This is a genomic window from Herbidospora galbida, assembly GCF_005233835.1.
GTDB lineage: Bacteria > Actinomycetota > Actinomycetes > Streptosporangiales > Streptosporangiaceae > Herbidospora > Herbidospora galbida.
Genome location: NZ_SZQA01000009.1, coordinates 13,105 through 37,574 on the forward strand (window position 1 = coordinate 13,105; position 24,470 = coordinate 37,574).

At 69.1% G+C, this 24,470-nt stretch carries 27 protein-coding genes and 1 tRNA gene; 13 read left to right on the forward strand and 15 right to left on the reverse strand.

Annotated elements, in window-relative coordinates:
- Window positions 1–26 precede the first annotated feature (26 nt).
- The 6 genes from FDA94_RS11670 to FDA94_RS11695 all read right to left on the reverse strand — a co-directional run bounded on the left by FDA94_RS11670 (window position 27) and on the right by FDA94_RS11695 (window position 4,215).
- Window positions 27–659, reverse strand: coding sequence for a response regulator transcription factor (locus FDA94_RS11670; protein WP_137247085.1), 633 nt, complete (start codon window positions 657–659; stop codon window positions 27–29).
- A gap of 90 nt (window positions 660–749) precedes the next feature.
- On the reverse strand, window positions 750–1,550 hold the full coding sequence (locus tag FDA94_RS11675; RefSeq protein ID WP_137247086.1) for a family 1 encapsulin nanocompartment shell protein: 801 nt from the start codon (window positions 1,548–1,550) through the stop codon (window positions 750–752).
- Window positions 1,547–2,557 carry a Dyp-type peroxidase gene (locus FDA94_RS11680; RefSeq protein WP_137247087.1) on the reverse strand — a complete coding sequence of 337 codons (1,011 nt, stop codon included), beginning with the start codon at window positions 2,555–2,557 and terminating at the stop codon, window positions 1,547–1,549. Before FDA94_RS11680 ends, FDA94_RS11675 begins: the two co-directional genes overlap by 4 nt.
- A 34-nt stretch (window positions 2,558–2,591) precedes the next feature.
- A complete protein-coding gene (locus FDA94_RS11685; protein ID WP_137247088.1) occupies window positions 2,592–3,206 on the reverse strand; it encodes a class I SAM-dependent methyltransferase in 615 nt (204 codons plus the stop codon).
- Window positions 3,203–3,550 carry a hypothetical protein gene (locus FDA94_RS11690; RefSeq protein ID WP_137247089.1) on the reverse strand — a complete coding sequence of 116 codons (348 nt, stop codon included), beginning with the start codon at window positions 3,548–3,550 and terminating at the stop codon, window positions 3,203–3,205. The genes FDA94_RS11685 and FDA94_RS11690 overlap by 4 nt, the downstream gene beginning before the upstream one ends.
- A 5-nt stretch (window positions 3,551–3,555) precedes the next feature.
- Window positions 3,556–4,215: a DUF72 domain-containing protein gene (locus FDA94_RS11695; RefSeq protein ID WP_246059779.1), complete on the reverse strand. Its 660-nt coding sequence runs from the start codon at window positions 4,213–4,215 to the stop codon at window positions 3,556–3,558.
- 68 nt (window positions 4,216–4,283) lie between these two features.
- Here FDA94_RS11695 and FDA94_RS11700 point away from each other — a divergent pair, with 68 nt between their 5' ends.
- From FDA94_RS11700 to FDA94_RS11725, 6 genes are all read left to right on the forward strand, one after another.
- Window positions 4,284–4,655, forward strand: coding sequence for a nuclear transport factor 2 family protein (locus tag FDA94_RS11700; protein WP_137247091.1), 372 nt, complete (start codon window positions 4,284–4,286; stop codon window positions 4,653–4,655).
- Window positions 4,652–5,320 (forward strand): hypothetical protein, encoded by a 669-nt coding sequence (locus FDA94_RS11705; protein WP_137247092.1) that lies wholly within the window; start codon window positions 4,652–4,654, stop codon window positions 5,318–5,320. Before FDA94_RS11700 ends, FDA94_RS11705 begins: the two co-directional genes overlap by 4 nt.
- A gap of 9 nt (window positions 5,321–5,329) precedes the next feature.
- Window positions 5,330–5,866: an NUDIX domain-containing protein gene (locus FDA94_RS11710; protein ID WP_137247093.1), complete on the forward strand. Its 537-nt coding sequence runs from the start codon at window positions 5,330–5,332 to the stop codon at window positions 5,864–5,866.
- Window positions 5,820–6,536 carry a maleylpyruvate isomerase family mycothiol-dependent enzyme gene (locus FDA94_RS11715; protein ID WP_137247094.1) on the forward strand — a complete coding sequence of 239 codons (717 nt, stop codon included), beginning with the start codon at window positions 5,820–5,822 and terminating at the stop codon, window positions 6,534–6,536. The genes FDA94_RS11710 and FDA94_RS11715 overlap by 47 nt, the downstream gene beginning before the upstream one ends.
- Before the next feature lie 69 nt (window positions 6,537–6,605).
- Window positions 6,606–7,034, forward strand: coding sequence for a DUF6817 domain-containing protein (locus tag FDA94_RS41335; RefSeq protein WP_484083251.1), 429 nt, complete (start codon window positions 6,606–6,608; stop codon window positions 7,032–7,034).
- A 368-nt stretch (window positions 7,035–7,402) separates the two neighbouring features.
- Window positions 7,403–9,163: a DUF262 domain-containing protein gene (locus FDA94_RS11725; protein ID WP_212735284.1), complete on the forward strand. Its 1,761-nt coding sequence runs from the start codon at window positions 7,403–7,405 to the stop codon at window positions 9,161–9,163.
- A 109-nt stretch (window positions 9,164–9,272) separates the two neighbouring features.
- On the opposite strand, the gene FDA94_RS11730 is transcribed toward FDA94_RS11725, so the two are convergent.
- Window positions 9,273–9,346: transfer RNA gene (locus FDA94_RS11730), tRNA-Lys, on the reverse strand.
- A gap of 90 nt (window positions 9,347–9,436) precedes the next feature.
- On the opposite strand from FDA94_RS11730, the gene FDA94_RS11735 reads away from it, so the two are divergent.
- From FDA94_RS11735 to FDA94_RS11750, 4 genes are all read left to right on the forward strand, one after another.
- Window positions 9,437–10,282 (forward strand): AAA family ATPase, encoded by an 846-nt coding sequence (locus FDA94_RS11735; RefSeq protein WP_137247096.1) that lies wholly within the window; start codon window positions 9,437–9,439, stop codon window positions 10,280–10,282.
- On the forward strand, window positions 10,279–11,598 hold the full coding sequence (locus tag FDA94_RS11740) for a vWA domain-containing protein (protein ID WP_137247097.1): 1,320 nt from the start codon (window positions 10,279–10,281) through the stop codon (window positions 11,596–11,598). Before FDA94_RS11735 ends, FDA94_RS11740 begins: the two co-directional genes overlap by 4 nt.
- On the forward strand, window positions 11,543–12,037 hold the full coding sequence (locus FDA94_RS11745; protein WP_137247098.1) for a hypothetical protein: 495 nt from the start codon (window positions 11,543–11,545) through the stop codon (window positions 12,035–12,037). Before FDA94_RS11740 ends, FDA94_RS11745 begins: the two co-directional genes overlap by 56 nt.
- A gap of 68 nt (window positions 12,038–12,105) precedes the next feature.
- The gene (locus FDA94_RS11750) at window positions 12,106–13,296 is read left to right on the forward strand and encodes a low temperature requirement protein A (RefSeq protein WP_170990892.1); all 1,191 of its coding nucleotides are present in this window, start codon (window positions 12,106–12,108) and stop codon (window positions 13,294–13,296) included.
- Here the strand turns inward: FDA94_RS11750 and FDA94_RS11755 are convergent.
- Window positions 13,252–14,019, reverse strand: coding sequence for a nuclease-related domain-containing protein (locus tag FDA94_RS11755; protein ID WP_137247100.1), 768 nt, complete (start codon window positions 14,017–14,019; stop codon window positions 13,252–13,254). The two genes, FDA94_RS11750 and FDA94_RS11755, sit on opposite strands and share 45 nt — an antisense overlap.
- A 165-nt stretch (window positions 14,020–14,184) precedes the next feature.
- Between FDA94_RS11755 and FDA94_RS11760 the strand changes: the two genes are divergently transcribed.
- Window positions 14,185–14,784, forward strand: coding sequence for a TetR/AcrR family transcriptional regulator (locus FDA94_RS11760; protein ID WP_137247101.1), 600 nt, complete (start codon window positions 14,185–14,187; stop codon window positions 14,782–14,784).
- A gap of 164 nt (window positions 14,785–14,948) precedes the next feature.
- Here the strand turns inward: FDA94_RS11760 and FDA94_RS11765 are convergent, their stop codons facing one another.
- The 4 genes from FDA94_RS11765 to FDA94_RS11780 form a co-directional block, all read right to left on the reverse strand.
- On the reverse strand, window positions 14,949–16,040 hold the full coding sequence (locus FDA94_RS11765; RefSeq protein ID WP_137247102.1) for an acyl-CoA dehydrogenase family protein: 1,092 nt from the start codon (window positions 16,038–16,040) through the stop codon (window positions 14,949–14,951).
- Complete coding sequence (locus FDA94_RS11770; protein WP_212735300.1) at window positions 16,037–17,206, reverse strand: acyl-CoA dehydrogenase family protein; 1,170 nt, start codon at window positions 17,204–17,206, stop codon at window positions 16,037–16,039. The genes FDA94_RS11765 and FDA94_RS11770 overlap by 4 nt, the downstream gene beginning before the upstream one ends.
- A 71-nt stretch (window positions 17,207–17,277) precedes the next feature.
- On the reverse strand, window positions 17,278–18,471 hold the full coding sequence (locus FDA94_RS11775) for an acyl-CoA dehydrogenase family protein (RefSeq protein ID WP_137247104.1): 1,194 nt from the start codon (window positions 18,469–18,471) through the stop codon (window positions 17,278–17,280).
- Window positions 18,472–18,474: 3 nt separating this feature from the next.
- On the reverse strand, window positions 18,475–19,419 hold the full coding sequence (locus FDA94_RS11780; protein WP_137247105.1) for a phosphotransferase family protein: 945 nt from the start codon (window positions 19,417–19,419) through the stop codon (window positions 18,475–18,477).
- Between the two features lie 156 nt (window positions 19,420–19,575).
- On the opposite strand from FDA94_RS11780, the gene FDA94_RS11785 reads away from it, so the two are divergent.
- Entirely contained in the window at window positions 19,576–20,151 is a 576-nt protein-coding gene (locus FDA94_RS11785) for a YdeI/OmpD-associated family protein (RefSeq protein WP_137247106.1), read from the forward strand.
- On the opposite strand, the gene FDA94_RS11790 is transcribed toward FDA94_RS11785, so the two are convergent.
- Window positions 20,129–20,713: a TetR/AcrR family transcriptional regulator gene (locus FDA94_RS11790; protein ID WP_212735285.1), complete on the reverse strand. Its 585-nt coding sequence runs from the start codon at window positions 20,711–20,713 to the stop codon at window positions 20,129–20,131. The genes FDA94_RS11785 and FDA94_RS11790 overlap by 23 nt on opposite strands.
- A 56-nt stretch (window positions 20,714–20,769) precedes the next feature.
- Between FDA94_RS11790 and FDA94_RS11795 the strand changes: the two genes are divergently transcribed.
- Entirely contained in the window at window positions 20,770–21,876 is a 1,107-nt protein-coding gene (locus tag FDA94_RS11795; protein ID WP_137247107.1) for an FAD-dependent monooxygenase, read from the forward strand.
- Here the strand turns inward: FDA94_RS11795 and FDA94_RS11800 are convergent.
- Window positions 21,866–22,723 carry a DMT family transporter gene (locus tag FDA94_RS11800; RefSeq protein ID WP_137247108.1) on the reverse strand — a complete coding sequence of 286 codons (858 nt, stop codon included), beginning with the start codon at window positions 22,721–22,723 and terminating at the stop codon, window positions 21,866–21,868. The genes FDA94_RS11795 and FDA94_RS11800 overlap by 11 nt on opposite strands.
- 45 nt (window positions 22,724–22,768) lie before the next feature.
- Window positions 22,769–24,340 carry a phytoene desaturase family protein gene (locus FDA94_RS11805; RefSeq protein WP_137247109.1) on the reverse strand — a complete coding sequence of 524 codons (1,572 nt, stop codon included), beginning with the start codon at window positions 24,338–24,340 and terminating at the stop codon, window positions 22,769–22,771.
- Window positions 24,341–24,470: the final 130 nt, after the last annotated feature.

The following is a 24,470-nucleotide window of genomic DNA, read 5'->3' on the forward strand; positions in this document are numbered from 1 at the left end:
GCTCCTGGCAACAACTGCCAGTATTTTCAGGGCACCAACCGGTACCCCACTCCGCGCACCGTTTCCACGACATTCGGCTCGCCGAGTTTGGCCCGCAGATGCGCGATGTGGACGTCGAGAGTGCGCGCCGCCGAGCGGCTCAGGTCCTTCCAGTTCTCCAGCAATAACGTCTGCTTGGTGACGACCTCGCCGGGCGTCTGCACGAGCCGCCGGAGTAACGCGAACTCCTTCGGCGTGAGCGGCACATTGCGGCCGTCGCGCCAGACCAGATAACGCCGCGCGTCGATCTGGATGTCGCCCGCCTGCAGCACGTCGGTCTTGCCGCCCCGGGTGCGCCGCAGGACCGCCTCCAGGCGGGCCTCCAGCTCCTCCATGCAGACGGGTTTGACCAGGTAGTCGTCCGCACCGGCGCGCAGCCCGCGGACCCGTTCGGCCCGGTCGTCGCGGGCCGACAGGACGATGATCGGCACATCGCTGACCCGCCGGATCTCCCGGCACGCCTCGGTCCCGTCGTCGCCCCGTACGCCGAGAAAGACGACGTCATATCCGAGTGTCGCCGTCCGGTCGGATCCGACCGTGACCGAATATCCGCTTTTCGCCAGCGCCGCCTCGATCTCGGCCGCCGTCTGACTATCTTCGTCCACGACGAATACCCGCATGTCTCCCCGTGTTTAAAGCTGTGGCCCCCGCCCCGTCCGGGCAATACTGGTGGGTATCCGTTGACCTGTCAATAATTGCCGAAGAACCAATTACGGACTCGTCAAATGAATGGCGGCCTCAGCCGTGAACGGCAGGAAGGTGAACGACTCCTGGAGATAGAGCGTCACCGTGGCGTCGGTATGGCTCAGATATCCGATGGAGACGTCCTGCCCGAGGTGCAGGTCGAAGTCGCCGCCCCGGGTGGTGAGCACGACCGCGCCGCTGATCGCCGGGGCCCAGATGATGTCGCCCGAGACGAACCGCTGGAGGTGCTCCAGCACCGGATAGCCGTGGTCGGCCGTCTCGGCGACCCCGGTGTAGGCGTCGGCCGACAGCAGCACCGAGTAGGGGCCGTCGACCCCGGCCATGCGCAGGATGCCGAGGGCCTGCGCGATGGCGTCGGGATAGCCCCGCACGTCGGCCGGGAGCACCAGCGGCGCGTGCGCGCTGAGCGGGATGACGCCGGAGATCTGGCCGGGGCCGTACCCCTCGAAGACGGCCCGGTCCTCGGCGATGGCCAGCGCGGCGGCGGCGTCCTTGACGGGCTGCCAGTCGGAGTCGTTGGAGCCGCGCTCGACGTCGTCGACCGCCTCCCGGTCGAGCTCGAACGGCCGGCGCAGCTCGACCAGCCGGGACACCTCACGCTGCCGGGCCTGGACGCCGGTCGCGGGCGGCTGGATCGGGGTCGTGTGTCCGGTCGACACGGCCGACAGTTCGGTTCCGTCGGGGCCGTGCACGTCGACCACCCGGCGTCCGGCGATGTGCCGTTTGAAGGTACGGGCGGCCTCCTCCTCGATCTGCGCCCAGGCGGCGTCGGAGATCGGGGCCAGCTCCCGATGGAGGTTGTTCATATCTGCGGCACTCCCTTGAGGTCACCGATGATCAGCCGGCCCGACGACACGGGCTCCGGCGGGTCTTCCAGGAAGGCACCTGAGGGGACGAAGTAGAGGGAACCGGTCAGCGCGGTGGAGAAGTCGAGGATCCGGTCGTAGTTGCCGGGCGGGTCCCCGATGAACATGTTGGTCAGCATGCGCTCCAGCAGGCCGGAGGTCCGCGCGTAGCCGATGAAGTAGGTGCCGAACTCGCCCCGCGAGGCGTTGCCGAACGGCATGTTGTCGCGCAGGATCTTCAGCTCCTTGCCGTCCTCCTCGATGACCGTGAGGGCGTTGTGCGCGTTCGGCGGCTTGACGTCGTCGTCGAGCTCGACGTTGGAGAGCTTGTGGCGGCCGATGACCTTCTCCTGGTCTTCGGTGGCGAGCCGGTTCCAGGTGGCCAGGTCGTGGACGTACTTCTGGACCAGGACGTAGGAGCCGCCCGCGTAGTCGGGGTCCTCGTCGCCGATGAGCACCGAGTCGTAGGCCAGGTTCCCGGTGGGGTTCTCGGTCCCGTCGACGAAGCCGAGCAGGTCGCGGGCGTCGAAGTAGCGGAAGCCGTGCACCTCGTCGGCGCTCGCGACCGCGTCCCTGAGCCGGTCCATGATCAGCCCGGCCAGCTCGAAGCAGAGGTCGTGACGGTTGGCCCTGATGTGGATCAGCAGGTCGCCCGGCGTCGAGGGCGCGTAGTGGGCGCCCCGGATCTCCTGGAACGGGTGCAGCCCCGCGGGCTTCGGCAGCCCCGGGAAGAGCCGGTCCCAGAACTCTGAGCCGAGGCCCAGCACGCACGACAGCCCGGGGTCCAGCGACCGGAACCCGACCGTCCGCAGCAGCCCGGCCAGGTCTTCGCCCAGCTCCCTGACCGCCTGGTGCCCCGTCGGCTTGATCGTGGCCACGATGAAGATGGCCGCCGGGCTGAGCGAGCCCAGGACCGCCTGCACACCGCTCCGATGGTCGTCCACCCCGTAAGGCGTCGCCGGTGACATGGTCGATGAACCTCCTGATCCGGTACGGGTTCGGCTATGCCCGGTAGTGGGAGACGACGGCCGGCTGGCCGGTGTAGTTGGGCCCGGCCGTGTCGTCGGCGCCCAGGTATTCGTAGGGCAGCTCGACCACGGCGGGGCCGGTGCGCGAGACGCGCTTGTTCCTGGGGTCGTAGACGAACCCCCGGCTTCTGAGCGCGGCCAGCAGCTTCCGGCGCGATCCGGCCTCGACGGAGGCGACGTCGAAGTTGGCCACGAATCTGCCGTGCTCGGTGAGCCATCCGGCGATGTCGGTGAGCGCCCTGAGCTTGTCGCCGAGGTAGTGGAGGCCGTGGACGACGGTGACGAGGTCGTATCGCTTTTCTGGCCGCCAGCCGGGAATGGACGCGACGACCAGTTCCAGGCCCTTTCCGGGAGGCACGGCGAAATGGCCGACCAGGTCGACCCCGGTGACGTCGGCGCCGAGCATCGCGGCCTCGGCCAGCGCGTGGCCCTCACCGCAGCACAGGTCCAGCCACGTCTTCCCGCTGACGGCTTCGGGCAGGTTCAGGCCCAGCTCACGGGAGTAGGCGCGCAGCCGGCGGCCCCGGTTCATGGCGTTGTTGGCGACGACGGAGGAGGCGTCGAGCTCGGCCGGCCCCAGCAGCCTCATGCGGCGCGGAACTCGTGGACGACCTCGATCAGGCCCACGATGTGCCGGTTGAACTCGTCGAGGTCCTCGGCCGGGACCCACAGTTCGAGGATCGTCTCGCCGCCGGCCTGCTGAACCGGGTAGCGCTCGGCGAACTCGGCGTCCACCTCGAATCGGGTGACGTAGCCGACGCCGGAGGCCGCGACGTTCCAGTCACGGGCGATCCTGACGGCGTAGTCCTCGTTGAGGACCGGATAGAAGATCGGCTGCTCGGGCAGCCTCGGGGGCCACGCGGTGAAGCCCGACCGGCGGACCAGCTCCAGTTCCTCGGGGCCGGTGGGACGCCACAGCGTCATTGTGCGCATACGTCCTATTTTGTCGCCAACTGCAGAAACCGGCGGGCATTTCGCACCGCCGCGCCGGTGGGGTCGTTGTTGAAGTAGACGTAGCCGTCTTCGGGAAGCCTTTCGAGCCAGGTCTTCATCGCCCGGTCGCCGTATTCGGGCGGGTGCTTCTTCGACGTTCCCTCGTGAAAGCGCACATAGGTCCAGGTCGTCGTCCGCCACAGCGGCCCCTGGAGCCGGCCGAGCCGGTCGCTCCAGACCAGGGCGGCCGACCGCCTTTCCAGAATTCGCCGCACGTCGTCGTTCCACCACGATTCGTGGCGCGGTTCGACGGCCAGCTCGACGCCTTTCGGAAAACATTTCAGGCAGTCGTCGAGGGCGTCTTCCTCATAGCGCAGAGTGGGCGGCAGCTGGATGAGGATCGGCCCGAGTTTGTCGCCGAGCCCCTCGGCCACTCCCATCAGACGCCCCACCGGTTCCTTCGGGTCTCTGAGTCGTCTGACATGAGTCAGATAGCGACTCGCCTTGACCGCCATGACGAAATCGTCGGGCGTGCGGTCGTGCCATTCTTCGAAGGTCTCGCGCCGGGGCAGCCGATAGAAGGCGCCGTTGTTCTCGACGGTGCCGAATTCCTCGCCGTAGTGTTCCAGCCAGCGTTTCTGCGGCAGGCCGGGCGGATAGAGCACTCCGCGCCAGTCGGCGTACTGCCAGCCGGACGTCCCCACCACCATTCCCTCAGCTTAGGCTTCGGCGGGTGAACACCAGGGAGATCGCCCGCCGCTTCGCCCAGACCTGGCAGACCGGCTGGGCCGCCCACGACGTCGACCTTCTTCTCTCCCTGTACGCCCCGGGCATCGTCCACCGCTCGATGCCCTTCCGCGAGCCGCACCGGGGCCTCGACGCGCTCAGGGACTATCTGACGTGGTCGTTCTCCGAAGAAGACGTGCTGGCCGTGGAGTTCGGGGAGCCGCTGGTCGACGGCGACACCGCGGTCGTCGAGTTCCGGGTGCGCGCCCGCGAGGGCGACCTGGCGGGGTGCGTGTTCGTGACGTTCGACGAGGCGGGATTGGCCGTCGCGACCCGCGACTATTGGCATATGTCAAACGATTCCGAATTATCACCATGAAGCGATTCCTGCCGGCCCTCCTGCTCGTGGCCGGGTGCGGCGCCCCCGAACCCACCCACGCCTACGCCTACGCCTGCAACGGACATCCCGTCCCCCTGGCCCAGCTGACCGGCCCGCCGGCGACGCGACTGGGGCCTGACGGCAGGGCCGCGCTGCAAGGGCAGGAGGTCGGGCGGGTCGAAGAACTGGAGAAGTGGCACATCGTCGAGGAGAGCGCCGATCGGGTGGCCCTGATCCGCGAGATCGACGAGCCCGTCCGCGCGGACTCCGGCGACAGCACCCACCAGTACCTGTCGATCGAGCGCCGGCTCCCGGGCGGCGGGTGGATGCTGAACACCTCCACCCGCTGCGACCTGAAGCGGGTCGTCCCCGGCCTGGGGCCCGCCGACGTCGCCCTCGGATCGGCGTCGGGCACCCGCCTGAACCTGCTGGTCACCGAGCGGGCGTGCGCGAGCGGCCAGTCGGCGGCGGGGCGGATCGAACTGGTCGAGCTGGAGGAGACCGACGAGGAGGTCCGGCTGACCGTGGCGGTCCGGGAAGGACAGTGGGGCGAAATCGTGACATGCCAGGGCAATCCACCCACGCCGTTCACCGTCGAACTCTCCCGGCCGCTGGATGACAGGGCCGTGCTGAACGTCGGGGTCCATCCCGCCCGGCGGCTGTAGCATCGCCCGGTGAATCTCCCCGCGTGGTACGCCGCCCTCCCGGTCGCCATCTCCGCCGCCGGTGTGCTCTTCACCGACGACGACGGCAGGGTGCTGCTGGTGCGGACGACGTACAAGAACGACTGGGACATCCCCGGCGGGGTGATCGAGGTCGGCGGCGGCGAGACACCCGCGGCGGCGGCCCGCCGGGAACTCCGCGAGGAGCTCGGCCTCGACCGCCCGGTGGGTGACCTGCTCAGCATCGACGTCCGCCCGGCCCGCCCCGACCGCCGCCCGCTGCTGGCCTTCCTCTTCGACGGTGGCGTCCTGAACCCCGACGACGTGGCCGCGATCCGCTTCGTCGACGAGGAGATCGCCGAAGTCCGCTTCGTCGCCCTCGATGAGATCGGCGGCCTGACCGAGGCGGCGCTGGCCCGCCGCATCCGCGCCACCCTCCGGCACCCCGGCACGGGCCTGCTGTTCCTGTCGGACGGCGAGCCGACCGGGGATGATCGTGCCCATGGATCACATGACCGCCCTGATCGACCAGAACGCCCGCTTCGCTGACCTGCTCGCCGACGCCGACGAGACGACGGAAGTCCCGACCTGCCCCGGCTGGACCCTCAAGCAGCTCTTCCGCCACGTAGGCCGGGGCGACCGCTGGTCGGCCCAGATCATCAGCGACCGGGTCGGCGAGTACCTCGACCCGCGCGAGGTCCGCGACGGCAAACCCCCGGCTGACCTCGAGGGCGCGTTGGCCTGGTTCGCCGAAGGCCCCCGCATCCTGCAGAGCGCCGTCGACGCGATCGGCCCGGACACGTACGTGTGGACGTTCTCGGGCCCCCGCCCGGCCGAGTGGTGGGTACGCCGCCGCCTCCACGAGGCGACGATGCACCGCGCCGACGCCGCCTTCGCCCTCGGCCTGCCCTACGACCTCGCACCCGAACTGGCCGCCGACGGCATCGAAGAGTGGATCGACACCGTCGCCTCGACCCGGCCGACCCTCGACCCGGGGGTGACCGTCCACCTGCACACGACCGACGTGCCCGGCGAGTGGATGCTGCGCGGCGAGGAGGACCGGGTGGTCTGGGGGCTGGGGCATGGGAAGGGCGACCTGGCGGTGAGGGGGCCTGCGACCGACCTGTTCCTGGCACTGCTGAACCGGCGCGAGGGCGACCTGGAGATCTTCGGGGACAAGGGGATCTGGACGTCGTGGCGGGAACGCGCCCGCTTCTGACTGCTGGGGAACGACCACGGCACGAGACCGACCGACTTCCTCACCAATCACGGTGCCGCCGACGCCTTTCTGGACGAGTGCGGCGCCCCCGAGGAGGTCTGGTCGGCGGGCCTGCTGCACGCCGCCTACGGCTTTCTCGACCGGTCAGAGCGCGCCATCCTGCGAGCCGCCATCGGCGATGACGCGGAACGGCTCGTGTACGCATACGCCTCCTGCGACCGCGCCGCCACCTACTTCGACCTGACCCGGTTCCGCGACCGCTTCACCGGCCAGATCACCCATCCTGACCGGCGGGCATTCCTCTTCGTGCTGACGGTGGCCGACATTCCCCGGACCATCGCCTTCTACCGCGACGTCCTGGGCATGGACGCGGTCACCTTCGGCGAGGGCCGCGACGCCCTGGTCTTCGGCCGCAACAAAATCAACCTTCACCGGGCGGGCGCGAGTTCAGCCCGCACGCACTGCACCCGGCCCCGGGCACGGCCGACCTGTGCCTGATCACCACGAGCCCGCTGGAGCGGGTGGCGGCCCGACTGACGGTGAAGGGGTGCCGATCGAGGGCCGGTCGAGAAGACGAGTGCTCTGGGGCTCATGACCAGCGTCTACGTCCGCGACCCCGACGGGAACCTCATCGAGATCGCCTCGTACGGCTATACCTCGAAGACCATCGACGCGTCATAGAACCGGCTGCGAGACGTTCTCCCTACGACGGCGACTCGCTTCAGGCGAACTTTCACCGAGCCCCACAACAAATTCCTGGCGAACGCCGAACCAACTGTCCTTTGTCATAGAGTCGCTTCCGTCAAAGGATCGACCGTCGAGTCCCTCTTGTGAGGAGTGCAGTCCACATGGGTTTTCTCCCTGCGATGACCATCGCCGAGGCTCTCAAGAGAATCCACAAAGGGGCCTGGGTGCTGCCGGCCATCCAGCGAGAGTTCGTATGGAACACCAACCAGATCAGAAGCCTGTTCGACAGCCTCATGCGCGGCTACCCCGTGGGGTCGTTCCTCTTGTGGGGCCTTGAGAAAGAGCAGGTCGAAAAATTCACCTTCTACGACTTCCTCACTGACTACCACGAGAAGAACCAGCCCTATGCCCCCACGGCCAACGTTGCCCATGGAGAATCCGTCATCGCCGTACTCGATGGCCAGCAACGCCTCACGGCAATCAACATCGGCCTTTATGGAAGCTACGCCGAGCGCCTCAAGTACAAACAAGCCAACAACCCGGAAAACTACCCCCGGAAGTGGCTCTATCTGAACCTGCTCGGCTCCGGCGGCGACGATGAATTAGGGCTCAAATATGACCTGCGATTCCTCACGAGCGCAAAGGCGGCTGAGCCGACGACTGACGGCAAGCGTCCCTGGTTCAAGGTCGCGGAGGTGCTCAAGTTTCCTGACGGCGGTCCGGCGATCATGGATGCGGTGGGAGCCCGAGGCTTGGACGTGGCTGAATTCCACTACGCCTACAAGCAGCTTTATGAGCTCTACCAGGCCATCCACACACAGCAGGTGATCAACGCCTTCCAAGAGGACTCCCAAGACCCTGACCGCGTCCTGGACATCTTCGTGCGCGTCAACAGCGGCGGGACCAAACTGTCCAACTCCGATCTGCTCCTGTCCATGGCCACCAATCAGTGGAAGGAGCTGGACGCGCGAGAGGAAGTCCGGTCTCTGGAGACGGAATTCACCGCCGGGCCGGGTCAGTTCAGATTCAGCAAAGACCTCATCCTCAAGGCCGGACTGATGCTGACGGAAGCGCCGGACTTTCAGTTCAAGATCTCGAACTTCACGCAGACGAACATGAGTCGCCTTGAACACGGCTGGGCGGAAATCCGAAGCAGCCTACTGAGGGCGGCCAACCTGCTCGCTTCGTTCGGGTTGTCCGCGAACAACCTCACAGCCGACAGCGTCGTCATCCCCGTCGCTTATTACCTCCACCGCCACGGACTCGGCGACAAATACCTGACGGCCTCCACCTTCGCCACCGATCGAGCCCTCGTTCGCCGATGGGTGTTCAAAAGCCTCATCAAGCGGGGGGTGTGGGGCTCAGGCCTCGACACCCTGCTGCGCTCCATCCAGGCAGTGATCCGTAGTTCGGCAACACCGGAATTCCCGGTGGATGCTCTGGAGTCTGCGATGGCCAGCCGCGGCAAGGGCTTGTCGTTCACCGACGAGGAAATCGACGGCGTCCTGGAGCTGCAGTACGGCAAGCCCCAGACCTTCCCGGTCTTGGCCATGCTCTATCCCGGGCTGGATCTCACCCAGCAGTTCCATGAAGACCACGTCTTCGCCCGCTCGCGTCTCACTCCTCAAGCGCTCCGCAAATCGGGCATTTCTCGTGAGCAGCACGAGGACTACACCAGCCGCGCCAATGGACTGCCCAACCTTCAGCTGCTGGCCGGCCTGCCGAACATCGCCAAGGGAGACGCCTGGCCCTGGGAGTGGCTCGACGGCCCGCACTTCACGTCCGACGCGGCGCGGGAGAACCATCTGGCGCAGAACGACCTGGACCTGCTGCCGCACGACCTAGCCGGCTTCGTCGACTTCTACGACGCCCGGAAGAAGCGCATGGCGGAGAGACTCTCGAAGCTGCTTGGGCTTCGGGCCGAAGTTCCCGAGACGTGACGTCAAGACGGACCCGGACAACAGCCGAGGACTCCAGATGCGTCGGAGCGCCTGCCCTAGGCATGAAAAAATCCCAGGCCAGAACAGCTCTGACCTGGGATTTTCGCTGTGCGCCGCCAGGGACTCGAACCCCGGACCCGCTGATTAAGAGTCAGCTGCTCTAACCAACTGAGCTAGCGGCGCTTGAAGCCCTTGTAGGTTACCGCGACTCCGAACCCCCACCAAATCGGGCTACAGTAGAACATCATTCGGTACGCCCAAGGGGAAGCCCACGTGACCTGGTTCGCCTCACCGTCGGAAGCCGTCACCCGTCTCCGCCAGACCGGATACCTCTCCGACGACGCCATCGCCACCTCGGTCTTCCTGGCCGGCGTACTGGAGAAACCCCTCCTGGCGGAGGGCCCGGCAGGCGTGGGCAAGACCCAGCTGGCCAAGGCGATAGCCGAAGCCACAGGCGCAGACCTGGTCAGGCTCCAGTGCTACGAGGGCCTCGACGAGGCCAGGGCCCTCTACGAGTGGAACTACAAGAAGCAGCTGCTCCGGATCCAGGCCGACGACGACGCCTGGGACGACATCTTCGCCGAGGAGTTCCTCCTGGAGCGGCCCCTCCTCAAGGCGATCAGGTCAGACCGCCCCACCGTCCTGCTGATCGACGAGACCGACAAGGCCGACGTCGAGGTCGAGGGCCTCCTGCTGGAGATCCTCTCGGACTTTCAGATCACCATCCCCGAGCTCGGCACCGTCGCCGCCACGAGGAAACCGTTCGTGGTGCTGACCTCGAACGCCACGCGAGAACTCAGCGAGGCCCTCAAACGCCGCTGTCTCTACCTCCACCTCGACTACCCCACCCCCGAACGCGAGCGCGACATCGTCCTCGCCCAGGTCCCGGGCATCGCCGAGACGGTCGCCGAGCAGCTCGCGCGGACGGCCGCCACGCTGCGCGCCCTGGAGCTGAAGAAGTCGCCGAGCATCGCCGAGACCGTCGACTGGGCGCACACCCTGCTCGCGCTGGGCCGTGAGGTGCTCGACGAGCAGACCATCGCCGAGACGCTGGGTGTCGTCCTGAAGCACCATTCCGACCAGCAGAGGGCCGCCAAGGAACTGGGCCTGCGGGCATGATCGACCGGCACATCGGCTTCGTCCACGCCCTGAGGGAGACCGGCCTGCCCGTCTCCCTGGCCGAGGGGCTCGACGCCGCCCGCGCCCTCCGGCACATCGACCTCGCCGACCGGGAGATCCTCCGCCAGGCCTACGCCGTGACGCTCGTGAAGCGGCCCCAGCACCGGGAGGGCTTCGACGTCCTGTTCGACCTCTGGTTCCCGTCCACGACGCAGGGGCCGCCGAAGCACCGAGCCGAAGATCCCGAAGACCTGAGAACCGAACTCGCCGAACTGCTCGGGGGAGATCCCGCCGCCCCCGAATTCCGTGCGTTCGCGCAGGCCATGGTCGAGCGGTTCGGCCGGGTCCAGGCCGGGCCCGGACGCCAGTCGTGGTTCTCCTATCCGGTCATGCGCGCCCTTTCCCCGCAGACCCTGATCGCCCGCCTGCTCGGTGAACGCGGCGGGCTGGCCGAGAAACTGGCCCGTCAGCGCGTCACCGCGAACATCGCCGCCTTCGAAGCCGAAGTGGCCTCAGACGTCAGACGCAGGATCGCCGAGGAACAGGGGCGCGAACGCATCACCAGATCGGCGGTGAGACCCCCGATCGACCGCCGCGACTTCCTCCGCGTCACCAAGGCGGAACTCGCCGAGATGCGCAGAGAGATCCATCCGCTCGCCAGGAGGCTGGCCACCCGTCTTTCGATGAAACACAAGAAGGGCGACCGGGGGCGCCTCGACTTCCGCCGGACGGTCCGCGCGTCGCTGCAGTCGGGCGGCGTGCCGCTGACCACCCATCTGAAGCCGCGACGCCCGCACAAGCCGGAACTGGTCGTCGTCACCGACGCCAGCGACTCCGTCGCCGGCTTCGCCCAGTTCACCCTGCTGCTCACCTTCGCGCTGCGGGAGCAGTTCACCAAGGTCAGGGCGTTCGCCTTCGTCGACACCGTCGACGAGATCACCAGGTATTTCGCGCCGGGAACCGACGTCCTCGACGCCATCACCCGCATGACCAGTGAGGCCGACATCTCGCGGTTCGGGCGCACCGATTACGGCCACGTCCTGAAGACCTTCGAGGAACGCCATACGAGCGTCCTCACCCCGAAAACGAGCCTGCTGATCCTCGGCGACGCCAGGTCCAACCACCAGCCGCCGAACACCGAGACCCTGAAACGCCTCGCCGGAAAGGTGCGGCACGCCTACTGGCTCAACCCCGAACCGCGAGACCAATGGGACACCGGCGACTCGGTGGCGAGCGGCTACGCCGCCATAATCCCGATGTATGAATGCAGGAACGTCCGGCAACTCGCCGCCTTCATCGAAGAGACCGTCGGCTGAGCTCAGGCTGGTCGTTCCCATCTGGAACGGCACCCTTCTCCTGGCGGACGTCGAGGCCATCGACGGTTCGGGGCCACTCAAGGAGGCATTCGTCGCTCCCGGCCGATTCGCGGGCGCGACCGACAACAGTCTCACCGCGCTGAGTGACTTCAACACCCGTCATTCCGACCTCATCCTTCAGCGCTGGAGCGAAGAACCGCCCCTCGACGTCGACTCCGACTCCGACTCCGCCGAACTGTCCGTTCGGCTGGCCTCGGGAAAAGTCGCACCCCATCTCCCCGTCGGCGGCGCGGTCCACGAGCACATCGATCTTGGCGCGCCCGGCCTGACCTGGCGACTGCGCGTCTTGCGACATCCCACCGGCGTGCCAGATGACTACGACGACGACGAAGACGACCCGATAGACGAGACGTTCGTCTTCCAGTTCTGGCCTGCGTAAGCCGTTCCGTCACGGCGCAGCCACAACGGGCGCAGGCGCACCCGGCACCCCTGGCTACTATGCGGTCCATGCCCTGGAAGACCGGGATGGTCGCCCGTGACCCATCCGAACCACACCGCACCGCCACGCCCCTTGAGCTGCTGTTCGACCTGGTCTTCGTGACCGCGGTCGCCCAGGTCGCCCTGCAGCTCGACCACGCCCTCCTCGAAGGGCACACCGCCGAGGGGATCGTCAGCTATCTGATGCTCTTCGGCGCGATCTGGTGGGCCTGGATCTCGTTCACGTGGTTCGCCAGCGCCTTCGACCCCGACGACGGGCCCTACCGCATCTTGGCGTTCGTGCAGATCGCCGGGTCGCTCGTGCTGGCCGCGGGGGTGCCGGCGGCGTTCAACGACCTCGACTTCCGCTGGACCGTCCTCGGCTACGTGATCATGCGCATCGGCTACGTCGCCCAGTGGCTGCGGGCCGGGCGGGAGCATCCGGCGGTCCGGACGCTGGCGATCAAGCTGGCGGCGGGGACGACGGCCGTGCAGGTCCTCTGGGTGCTGCAGCTGCTGCTGCCGGACGACTACCGGATCTTGGCCTTCATCGTCCTGTTCCTGGTCGACCTGTCGGTGCCGTGGTTCGCGGGCTGGAACGCCGACCAGGGCGGCTATCACGCGCACCACATCGCCGAGCGGTTCGGCCTGTTCACCCTGATCGTCATCGGCGAGTCGATCACCGCGGCGACGCTGGCCATCCAGTCGGCGTTCGAGGCGCAGGGCCACGTCGTCGAACTGCTGGTGCTGGCCGTGGCGGCGCTGCTGATCTCGCTGTCGATCTGGTGGCTCTACTTCGGCTACATGGACCACAAGGCGCTGACGACCAACCCCAGGACCACCTACATCTGGTCGTACGGCCACTACTTCATCCTCGCCGCCATCGCGGCCGGGGGCGCGGGGGTGGCGGTGATGGCCGGGTCGGTCGGGGGGCACGGCGCGCACCTGCCCGAGTGGGGGGCCGCACTGGCGGTCACCGCTCCGGTCGCGGTGTTCCTCTTCGCGTACGCCGCCATCGACGCACTGGGGAACGGCAGGCGGGACCTGAAGCCGGTCGTGTTCGCCGTCACCGGGGTGATCGTGCTGGCGCTCACGCCGCTGGCGACGGTGATCGGGGGGCCGTGGACGACGCTGGTCACGGCCCTGATCGTGGTCGCCCTGCTGGCGAAGGAGCTGCTAGCGCATCCGTCGGAGGATGCGCGCAGCCGTGCGGCCGAGTAGCTCGACCTGCTCGGCCGTCAGCTCCGCCGTCGGGTTGCGCCGGATGAAGCCGGGGATCCGCCTCGGGTAGGCCACGGTCAAGCCCTCGCCGCTGACCACGCCTGCCCTGTTGGCGATCGTGCACCCGTGCAACGCGAGCACCGGGCTGATGGTGACCGGGATGCCGGTCTCCTTCGACAGCACCTCGGCCAGGTCGGTCGCGGCCCCGATGAGGCCCTTGGCGACGCTGGTGCCGTACTTCTCGTCGAAGAAGAGGCGCTTGCCGTGCTTGGCCACGATCGTGTCGGGTGAGTAGGCCTCGTTGTCGACGATCCACAGGCCGCCCGGCCCGATGATCAGATGGTCGACCGAGGCCTTGCCCGGCACGGCGCGGCCGTCCATCACGTGGTAGCCGCGACGGCGGAGCATCGCCCGCAGGAGGCGGCCGGTGCGGACCTCGCCCCGGCGTTTCCCCCGCCAGACGGCGGTGCGTTCGTGGGACCGCCAGGCGATGAAGGCGTCGGTGCCGCCCGCCAGTCCGGCGAGGACGATCCCGGTGGCGACGACGTTCCAGCCGAATCTGCCGGCGAGGAGGCTTCCGGCGATGAGCCCGGCGACCGCGTAGGCGGCCCGGAGCCGGAGACGGTTCTTCCGGCCGGCGAGCCAGAAGGTCAAGTACAGGTTCTGCGGCGACGAACCGGTGAACTTGTCGTCGCGCGGGACATAGATGGACCCGTTGGGCACCCTGCACTCCCGGTTAGTTAGGACTGCTTTGCCTAAGGCGTACCCGATCGGGGATTCCAGATCCCCGATGGTGAGGGAACTAGCACACTTACGCCACCACCGCCGGAAACGACCTCGTCTTGACCGACCAGTCGGTATGCTGGTCGTCGATCAGAGGAGGCCGGCATGGCGCGTTTGGGCACGTCCGTCGAAGAACCGGTACGCCAGCGGTTGCTGTCGGCGGCGACGCGCCTGTTCGCCGAGAAGGGCTTCGAGAGCACTTCCGTCCAGGAAATCGTAGCGGCCGCCGGCGTCACAAAAGGGGCGATGTACCACTATTTCGACTCGAAAGATGATCTTCTTCAGGAGATCTACGGACGGGTCCTGCGCATGCAGATGGACCGCCTGCAGCGTTTCGCCGACGGTGAGGGGACCGTCGCGGAGCGCCTGCACGCGGCAGCCGCCGATGTGATCAATACCACAGTCGACAACCTGGACGATTCGAAGATCTTTTTCAGGTCCAATCATCAGCTGGCCCCCGACACCCGCAAGATCGTCCGCGCCGAACGCCGCCGCTACCACGAACGCTTCCGCGACCTTGTGATCGAGGGCCAGCAAGAGGGCGTGTTCCGCGACGACGTCCCGGCCGAGATGGTGGTCGACTTCTTCTTCGGCTCCGTCCACCACCTCGGCACCTGGTACCACCCCGACGGCCCGCTCACGGGCGGCGAGGTCGGCCGCTACTTCGCCGACCTCCTCCTCCGCTCGCTCACGCCGGCGAGCTGACCCGCCGACCGTCTGCTCCGGCCGCTCACACCGTCAGGCTCGCCCGTTCTCATTCTCCGTTACGGCTCCGCCCACCCGACCCCGCCCGCCGCCCCGCCTTGCGCCGCGACCGGCGCTGACCGGCCGCACCCACCGCGCCGGGTGACGACCCCCGGCCGTGCCGACTACTCCGGTCCCGGCAGGCCGACCAAGGGCGCGAGAGCAGTCCGATGGTCGCCGGGGGTGCCGAAGGCGATCGCGTCGGCCTTGGCGCGCTTCAGGTAGAGGTGGATGGGATGCTCCCAGGTCATCCCGATGCCTCCATGAAGCTGCAGGGCCTCCTCCGCGGCCCGTACCGCGACCTCGCCGCAGTGGGCGGCGGCGACCGCCACGGCCACGCGGGCATCGCCCCCGGCGGCGAGCTGGTCGGCGGCGTTGCGCGCCGCCGCCCGGGCGCCCGCGACTTCCAGCCACAGGTCGGCGAGCCGGTGCTTGAGCGCCTGGAACGACCCGACGGGCCGCGCGAACTGCCGCCGCTCCTTCAGGTAGCCCACTGTGGCGGCGAGACACCACTCCGCGATCCCCACCTGCTCGGACGCGAGCAACCCGGCCGCGAACAACAGCGCGTCCGGCACCGACCCCCCGTCGAGCACCATGGCGGGAGCCCGCTCGAACGTGACCGTGGCCAGCGGCCGCGTCACGTCGAGGGACACCACCGGCTCGATCCGCGCGTGCGCGCTTTCGACCAGGGCCACCAGGCCGCCGTCGCCCGGCACCACGAGCAGGTCTGCGCCGAGGGCGCCGGCGACCCCGGTGAACCGGCCGCTCACCCTCTCGTTCTCCAGGATCACCGCGGCGGCGACCGCCGATTGCCCTGCGGCCGGGTCGGCGTCGACCACGGCAGCCGGGACGTCGCGATAGGGCGACGCGGCCAGGGACACGCACAAGGCCGCCGTAGCCTCGCCAGACGCCAGCCGGGAGATATCGGCATATCCCGCGTCGACCAGCACCCGGGTCGCCAGCACCGACGAGGTCAGGAACGGCACGGGGGTGCCCGCCCGCCCCAGCTCCTCCAGCACGACCGCGACCTCGCGGGCCGACGCGCCGGCGCCGCCCAGGTCCTCGGGCACCAGCAGGCCCGCCACGCCGATGTCGCGGGCCAGCCCGTGCCAGGCCGCCGGGTTCTCGCCCTCGGCGGCGACGGGGGCCTTGTCGGCGAGGAGGTCGCGGACGGCGGTCCGCAGTTCCTCCTCGACCTCCGTGTAGAGCAGGGTCATCGAGGCAGGTCCTTCCAGGGCGCGGCGACGTCGGTGCGGGGTTCCGCCGGCAGCCCGAGCACCCGCTCGGCCACGATGTTGCGGAGGATCTCGGAGGTGCCGCCCTCGATCGAGTTGCCCTTGGCCCGCAGGTAGCGGTAGCCCGCCCCGCGGCCGAGGAAGTCGACCCCGTCGGCGCGGCGGAAGGTCCAGTCGTCGTAGGTCAGGCCGTCTTCGCGCAGGAACTCGACCTCCAGGGCCGAGACCTCCTGGTGGTGCCGGGCGAACAGCAGCTTCATGCCCGACCCCTCGGGGCCGGGGTGCCCGGCGAGGAGCTGCTCGCGCAGGCGCTGCCCGGTCAGCCGCATCACCTCGCCCTGCACCCACAGCTCCAGCGCCCGCCGGTGCAGGTCGTGGCTGCGCAGGTCGGGGCGGGCCTGCCAGGCCTCGGTGAAGACACCCATCATGGTCCGGCGCGGCGAGCCGGACGCGCCGATGGCCACCCGCTCGTTCATCAGCGTCGTCTGGGCCACCCGCCAGCCGTCGCCGACCTCGCCGAGCCGCAGGTCGTCGCCGAGCCGGACGCCGGTCAGGAAGACCTCGTTGAACTCGGCCTCGCCGGTGATCTGGCGCAGCGGCCGGACCTCCACGCCGGGGTCTTCCATGTCACACACGAAGTAGGTCAGGCCCCGGTGTTTGGGCAGGTCGGGGTCGTGCCGGGCGACCAGGATGCCCCAGCGGGCGAGGTGCGCGCTGGACGTCCAGACCTTCTGGCCGTCGACGATCCAGTCGTCGCCGTCGCGGACCGCCCGGGTCGCCAGCCCGGCCAGGTCGGAACCGGCGCCCGGCTCGGAGAAGAGCTGGCACCAGACCTCCTCCCCGGTCCAGAGGGGGCGCAGGAAGCGCTTCTTCTGCTCCTCGGTGCCGTAGGCGAGGATCGTCGGCGCGGCCATGCCGAGGCCGATGCCGATGCGGCCGGGATTGTTGTCGGGCGTGCCCCGGAACAGCTGGTCGACGACCCCCTGGAGGTCGCGCGGGGCGCCCAGGCCGCCCAGCCCTTCGGGAAAGTGCACCCAGGCCAGCCCGGCGTCGAACCTGGCCCTCAGCCAGTCGAGCGGGCTCAGCCCGGAAGGGTCGTGCTCGGCCAGGAACGCCTCCGCGCGCTGCCTGACCGTGGTCGCGTCCACCACGTGATTCCCCTGTCTGATGCCGTGCCAAAGTCGTACCGCACCGGGTCGTTGATCCGGTATCGGTGGAATCACGTGTGCTTCTTCAGCTCCCGGTACGCCAGGGAGCGCTTGTGGACCTCGTCGGGGCCGTCGGCGAAGCGCAGGCTGCGGGCGCCCGCCCACAGCGCGGCCAGCGGGAAGTCCTGGCTGACGCCGCCCGCGCCGTGAACCTGGACGGCCTTGTCGAGGATCCACTCGACCGCGATCGGCGTGGCGATCTTGATGGCCTGGATCTCGGTGTGCGCGCCCTGGTTGCCGACGGTGTCCATCAGCCAGGCCGTCTTCAGCACGAGCAGCCGCAGCTGCTCGACCTTGACCCGCGACTCGGCGATCCAGTCCTGGACGACCCCCTGCTGCGCCACCGGCTTCCCGAAGGCGGTCCGGGCGAGTGCCCGCCGGCACATCATCTCGATGGCCCGTTCGGCCATGCCGATGAGGCGCATGCAGTGGTGGATGCGGCCCGGCCCCAGACGCGCCTGGGCGATGGCGAACCCGCCGCCCTCCTCGCCGATCAGGTTCGCCGCCGGGACCCGGACGTCCTCGAAGATCACTTCGGCGTGGCCGCCGTGGTCGTTGTCGGTGTAGCCGAAGACCGACATGCCGCGCTTGACGGTCAGGCCGGGGGTGTCGCGCGGGACCAGGATCTGGCTCTGCTGCCGGTGCTTGGGCGCCTCGGGGTCGGTCTTGCCCATCACGATGAAGACCGCGCAGTTCGGGTTCATCGCCCCGGTGATGAACCACTTGCGGCCATTGATGACGTACTCGTCGCCGTCGCGGACGATCGAGGTGGCGATGTTGGTCGCGTCGGAGGAGGCCACGTCGGGTTCGGTCATCGCGAACGCCGAGCGGATCTCGCCGTTCAGCAGCGGTTCGAGCCACCGTTTGCGCTGGTCGTCGGTGCCGAACTGGTGCAGCACCTCCATGTTCCCGGTGTCGGGGGCGGCGCAGTTGGTCGCGACCGGCGCGATGGCCGGAGATCGGCCCATGATCTCGGCGAGGGGGGCGTACTGGAGGTTGGTGAGGCCCTCGCCCGGCAGGAACAGGTTCCAGAGGCCGCGTCTCCTGGCCTCGGCCTTCAGCTCCTCGATGATCGGCGGGGCGCTCCAGCCCGAGTCGCGGGCCTGCTCCTCGAAGAGCGGTTCGGCCGGGTAGACGTGCTCTTCCATGAACGCCTCGAGCTTCTCGCGGTGTTCATGAGTGGTCGCGTCGAAGGCGAAATCCATCTGTCAGACCTCCCGAAGGCCGCGCTCGACGAGCGGCGCGACGATGTCCCCGATGTCGGCGAACCCGTCGCCGACGGTCAGCCCCTGGGTGAAGCGGAAGTGGATGCCCTCGGTGATGACCGCGAGCTTGAAGCAGGCCAGCCCGACGTACCAGCCCAGCCGCGACACGTCGCGCCCGGATTCGGCGGCGTAGCGGGCGGCCAGCGCGGCGATGTCGACCTCGCCGCCGAGCCCGCCGACGTCGAGGTGCGGGAAGTCGGAGTAGAGCAGGAACAGCGCCACGTCGGTGAGGGGGTCGCCGAGGGTCGACATCTCCCAGTCGAGCACCGCCGCGACCCGCCCGTCGCGGATCAGCGTGTTCCCGAGCTTGAAGTCGCCGTGGACGATCGCCGGCGCCCCCGACGCCGGCACGTCCTTGGCGAGCCGGGCGAACAGCTCGTCGATCCCGCCGACCTCGCGGCTGCGCGAGGCATCGAGCTGCCGCTTCCAGCGCTTGACCTGCCGGTCGAGGAACCCGTCGGGCCGCCCGAAGTCGCCCAGGCCCACCTCGCCCGGGTCGATCACGTGCAGCCGCGCCAGTACGCCGACCAGATGCTCCCCCACCTCGGGGGTGAGGCGGGTGGGCGTGCCCTCGACGTACTCCATGACGTAGAAGGGGGCGCCGACCACCTCGACGTCGTCGCAGAAGTGGTACATGCGCGGCACCGGCACGTCGGTGTCCTGGAGGGCGCCCATCACGCGGAACTCCCGCCCCATGTCGTGGGCGGTGGCCAGCACGTGGCCGAGCGGCGGCCGGCGCACCACGACCGTGCGGTCGGCGTCGCGGACGACGTAGGTGAGGTTCGACTTGCCGCCCTCGATCAGTTCGGCGGTCAGCGGGCCACGGGTGACACCGGCCTCAGAGAGGCGGGCGGCGAGACGGTCGAGGTCGAGTCCGGGCACTGTCACAGCTCGCGAGCATACCGACCAGCCGGTATGAGTGTCGACGACACTCGGGGGTGACAGAGGCAACCGAAAGGATTTTTCTGGATATATCAGGACATGGACCTATCAGGTCTCGGTGCTTTGACCGGACCGGCCCCCACGACCCTAGGGTGACCCCCCATGGAACCGACGTTCTTCGAGCATCCCGACGAGTTCTACGCCTGGCTGGCCGCCAACCACGCCGCCGAGACGGAGTTGTGGGTCGGCTTCCACAAGCGTTCCACCGGCAGGCCGAGCCTCACCTGGCCCGAGTCGGTCGACCAGGCGCTCTGCTTCGGCTGGATCGACGGCGTGCGCAAGAGCCTCGGTCCCGAGTCCTACGTGATCCGCTTCACCCCCAGGAAGCCGCGCAGCACGTGGAGCTCGGTGAACATCAACCGCATCCGCGAGCTGATCGACCTGGGGGTCGTCCACCAGGCGGGGCTGGCGGCCTTCGAGTCCCGCAGTGAGGACCGTTCGGAGATCTACAGCTACGAGCAGCGCCAAGCCGCCGAGCTGCCCGAGGAGTACGCCGCCCGGTTCCAGGAGGACAAGGCCGCCTGGGACTGGTTCGAGGGTCAGGCCCCCTGGTACCGCCGGACCGCCATCTACTGGGTGATCAGCGCCAAGAAGGAGGAGACCCGGCTGCGCCGCCTGGCCACCCTGATCGAGGACTCGGGGGCCGGCCGCCGCATCAAGTCGCTGACCCGCCCTTGAACACGGCCGACAGGTATTCGGCGAAGGCGGCCCGCAGGTCGTCGAGCGTGGGAGTGCCCCCGGCGCCGACGACCGCGTCGAACAGCAGGCCCTCGGTGAAGGCGACCAGCTGGCGGCCGTGGCGGGCGGGGTCGGACGTGCCGGCGGCGGCGAACATGGCGGCGGCCGGTTCGCGGTAGCGGCGGCCGATGTCGTCGTAGACGGCGCGCAGTTCCGGCCGCCGGGTGGCCTCCAGGGCCAGTTCGTAGCGGGCGACGCTGCGCCGCCGGTCAGGGCCGATCATCTTGTGCGTCGAGACGGCCAGCAGCTCGACCATGGCCTCCCGCCGGTCGACCGGCAGCGGGTCGACAAGCAGGCTGCCGAAGTGCTCGTCTTCGAGCTCGGTCAGCCGGGCCAGGGCCAGCTCCAGCAGTGCGGCACGGCTGCGGGCGACGTTGGACGTCGATCCGGGCGGCAGCCCGGCCGCCGCGTCGACCGCCCGGTGGGTCAGGCCGCGCATGCCCAGGTCGGCGAGGATCCCGATCGCGGCGTCCCCGATGAGTCGTGCCCGCTCAGTGCTCACTTTCGCAGACTACACATGTAGTGCATACTACAGATGTAGTTTCCCAAGGAGGCATCATGAGACACGCCGTCGTGGTCGGCGCCGGGATCGGCGGGCTGACCGCAGCAGCCGCACTGCACCAGCAGGGATGGGCGGTGACCGTGCTGGAGCGGGCCGCATCGATCGAACCGGTCGGCGCGGGGCTGGCGATGGCGCCCAACGCGCTGCGCGCGCTCGACGTGATCGGGGTGGGCGACCAGGTGCGGAAGCTGTCGGCCCTCCAGGGGTCGGCCGGCATCCGGACCAAGACCGGCAAGTGGCTCTCGCGCACTAGCGCCGAGGCCGCCGAGGCGCGCTACGGCGACCCGACCGTGCTCCTCCACCGGGCGGTGCTGGCTGAGCTGCTCGCGGAGCGGGCCCCGGAGATCCAGCTGAACACCCCGGTCGAGTCGGTCACCCCCGAGGGCGTGGTCACCACCGCGAAGGGCGACCTCGAAGCCGACCTGGTGGTGGCCGCCGACGGCATCCGCTCCCGCATTCGGCAGGCCCTGTTCCCGGCGCTGCCCGGCCCGGTCTACGCGGGCGTGACGAGCTGGCGGGTGATCGTCGACGGCACGGCCCTGTCATCGGAGTCGTGGGGCGACGGGCAGGTCTTCGGCATGGCCCCCCTCGCCGGAGACCGGGTCTACGCCTACGCCACCGCGCCCTCCCCGCCCGGTCTGACCAGCCCCGACGAGCTGGCCGAGCTCAGGCGCCTGTTCGCCGGCTGGCACGACCCCATCCCGGCCCTGCTCGCCCGCGCCGACCCGGCGAAGGTCATCCGCACCGACATCCACAGCCTGGAGACCGCTCCCCCGGCCTTCCACTCGGGCCGGGTCGCGCTGCTCGGCGACGCCGCCCACGCCATGACCCCGAACCTCGGCCAGGGGGCCTGCCAGGCGATCGAGGACGCCGTCACGCTGGCGTACGCGAAGGATCTGGAGAGCTATTCGGCGGCGCGGATGCCGCGCACGGCGACGATCGTGCAGCGGTCGCGGACCATCGCCCGGATCACCTCCTGGCGCAACCCGGTCGCGACTGCGGCGCGGAACACGATGATCGGCCTCGCCGGCCGGCTCGGCACCACGGCGATGCTGCGTCAGATGGACGCGGTCCTCGCCTGGGAACCGCCCGTCAGACCGTGACCGGCTCGGGCTTGGCCTCGGGCGCCGGCGAGTGGTCGGGCGCGAGCCGGCTGAGCGTGATGGTGCCCCAGACGAGGATCGCGGTCGCGACGAGCGCCGGGACGACCTGGCCGACCCCGGCCGGCAGGGGTTCGCCGAGCAGGACGGTCCCGGCGGTGATCGAGGTGATGGGGTCGACGATCTGCACGGTCGCGTAGGCGATGCCGAAGTAGCCGACCTCGTAGGACTTCTGCAGCAGCACCACGGCCGCGATCAGCAGGAGGGGGATCGCGAAGGCGAACCAGTGCAGCAGGCCGCCCCACGCCCCGTCGAAGTTGGCGCCCACGACACGGACGAACGTCGACACGGTCGCGGTCACCGCCCCGGCGCCGATCGACATCCAGATGGCCTTGCCGGGCCCCGTGAAGAACCGCGCCGACACGAAGCTCGCGGCGGCGATCAGGGCGACCACGAGGATCATCCCGACGCCCTCGCCGGTGGACATCGACGGTCGCACGTTGTGGGCCGGGACCAGCAGCATCAGCCACAGCAGCCCGACCGCCACGGCCAGCGACCCCAGGTATTCGGCCCGCTTGGCCTTGCGCCCGTGCAGCCAGGCCGCGAGCGGCACCGCGAACACCAGCGTGGCGACGCTGATCGGCTGGACGATGATGAGCGGCGCGAAACTGAGCGCGACCGCGTGGAGACAGGCGCCGCTGAAACTGATGACCCCGCCGATCCACCAGCGCGGCCGGCGGACCAGCCGTAGGGTGGCTCCCTGGGCGACCGCCTCGAACTGCTGGAGGGCCGCCCCCAGCGCGTATCCGAGCGCGCCCAGCAGGGCGATGGTGAACCCCAGCCAGGTCATGGGCATGCTCCGGAGAAGTCGAGGGTGTGGGTCACCCGATCCAGCTTAGGGACATTCACCTGTTCCCCGGGTCGAGTCTCCCATATCTACCAGAACGGCCATTGCGGCATTCCGCCCATTGAGGGCGATCACACTGCCCCCCGGATGCGTCGCCGCGCCGCACAGATAGACCCCTTCCACGGGGGTCCGAGGGGTCAGCCGCCGGTCCCACATCTGGTCCGGCCGCACCTCCCCCTGGAAGATGTGGCCCCCCGTGAGCCCGACGCGCGCCTCGATGTCGGGCGGCCCGAGCACCTCGTAATGGGCCAGGCAGTCGGCGAAGTCGGGGGCGTACCGGCTGATGAGGTCGATGAACTGGCGGGCCACCTCGTCGCGGCGCGCCTCCCAGCCGCCCTTCAGGGCGTAGGGGGCGTACTGCCCGAAGACGCTCATCAGGCCGTCCTGTACGTAGATCTCCCCGAACCCCACCGCCGGTTCGCCGGCCTGGCACCGTTCGAAGGCGCGCTGGGCCTCGTCGAGGCCGGTCGTCACGTCGACCACGCCATGGGCCATGAAGGTCTGGCCGGGGGCGGCCGTCCAGGAGGGCAGGCGGCGCAGGGCGGCGTTGAACTTGACCACGGGGCTGCGGACGTCCCATTCGGCGATCCGCAGCCGGTAGTCGTCCGGCGCGTCGACCATGGTCATCAAGCGCTTGGGGTCGGCGTTGGAGACCACCCGGTCGGCGGCGATGAAGGTGCCGTCGTCGAGGCAGACCCCCTCACCCGGGAGCACCCGCGCCACCGGCACCCCGGCGGCCAGCACGGCCCCGGCCTCGCGGGCGGCGTCGGCGATGGCGAAGCTCACCATCCCCATGCCGCCCTTCACGTAGCCCCAGACCGCGCCGACGCCGTCGAGCTCGCCGATGAAGTGCATCAGCTTGACGGCGGCGGTGCCGGGGTCGCGCGGTCCGGCGTAGGTGCCGATGATCCCCTGGCCGAACAGGGCGTCCTTGAGGCGCTGGTCGGTGACGAAGTCGTCGATCACGTCCGCGATCGAGGCGTGGAAGAGGACGTCGGACATATAGGTGTCGCCGAGGATCTCGCCGAGCTCCTCGCGGGTGGGCGAGTCGCCCATCCAGGTGTCCCTGGCGCCCTTGCGGAGCTTGATCCGCATGCGGTCGAACAGGTCCTCGTACGCGAAGTAGCCGTCGATCTCCTTCTGGGGCAGGCCGAGATCGCGCAGCCCCCGCAGGGTGCGGTCGTGGTCGAGCCACTGGGCGAAGGCGGTGCCGTCGTCGTAGGGGATCCAGAGCTGGGGGTCGGCGATCGTGAAATCGAGGCCCCGTCGTTTCAGGTCGAGTTCGCGGATGACCGTCTCGTCGAGGAGCCCGACGACGTAGGCGCAGGGGCTCACGACGTACTGCTGATCTTCGAACGGGCGTTCCAGGGTGCACGCGCCGCCGAGCCGCTCCCGGGCCTCCAGCACCAGCACCCGCTTGCCCGCCCGTGCCAGGTAGGCGGCGCAGGTGAGGCCGTTGTGGCCGCCGCCGACCACGACCACGTCCCAGCGGCGACGCGCCAGGTCTTCCACGGGTTCGGGAAGGCCCACCCGGCCTAGCTGGACGGCGATCTCGTTCATCCATCAACACTGACTGGATAACCAGTCAAAGCGCAAGGCCCGCCCTTGGGTCTAGCATCGGTGATTCCGGGGTTTTTCCTACGGGGTGCCCTGGAACGACCTACTCGTGCGGCGCGTTGGAGCGGGCGTG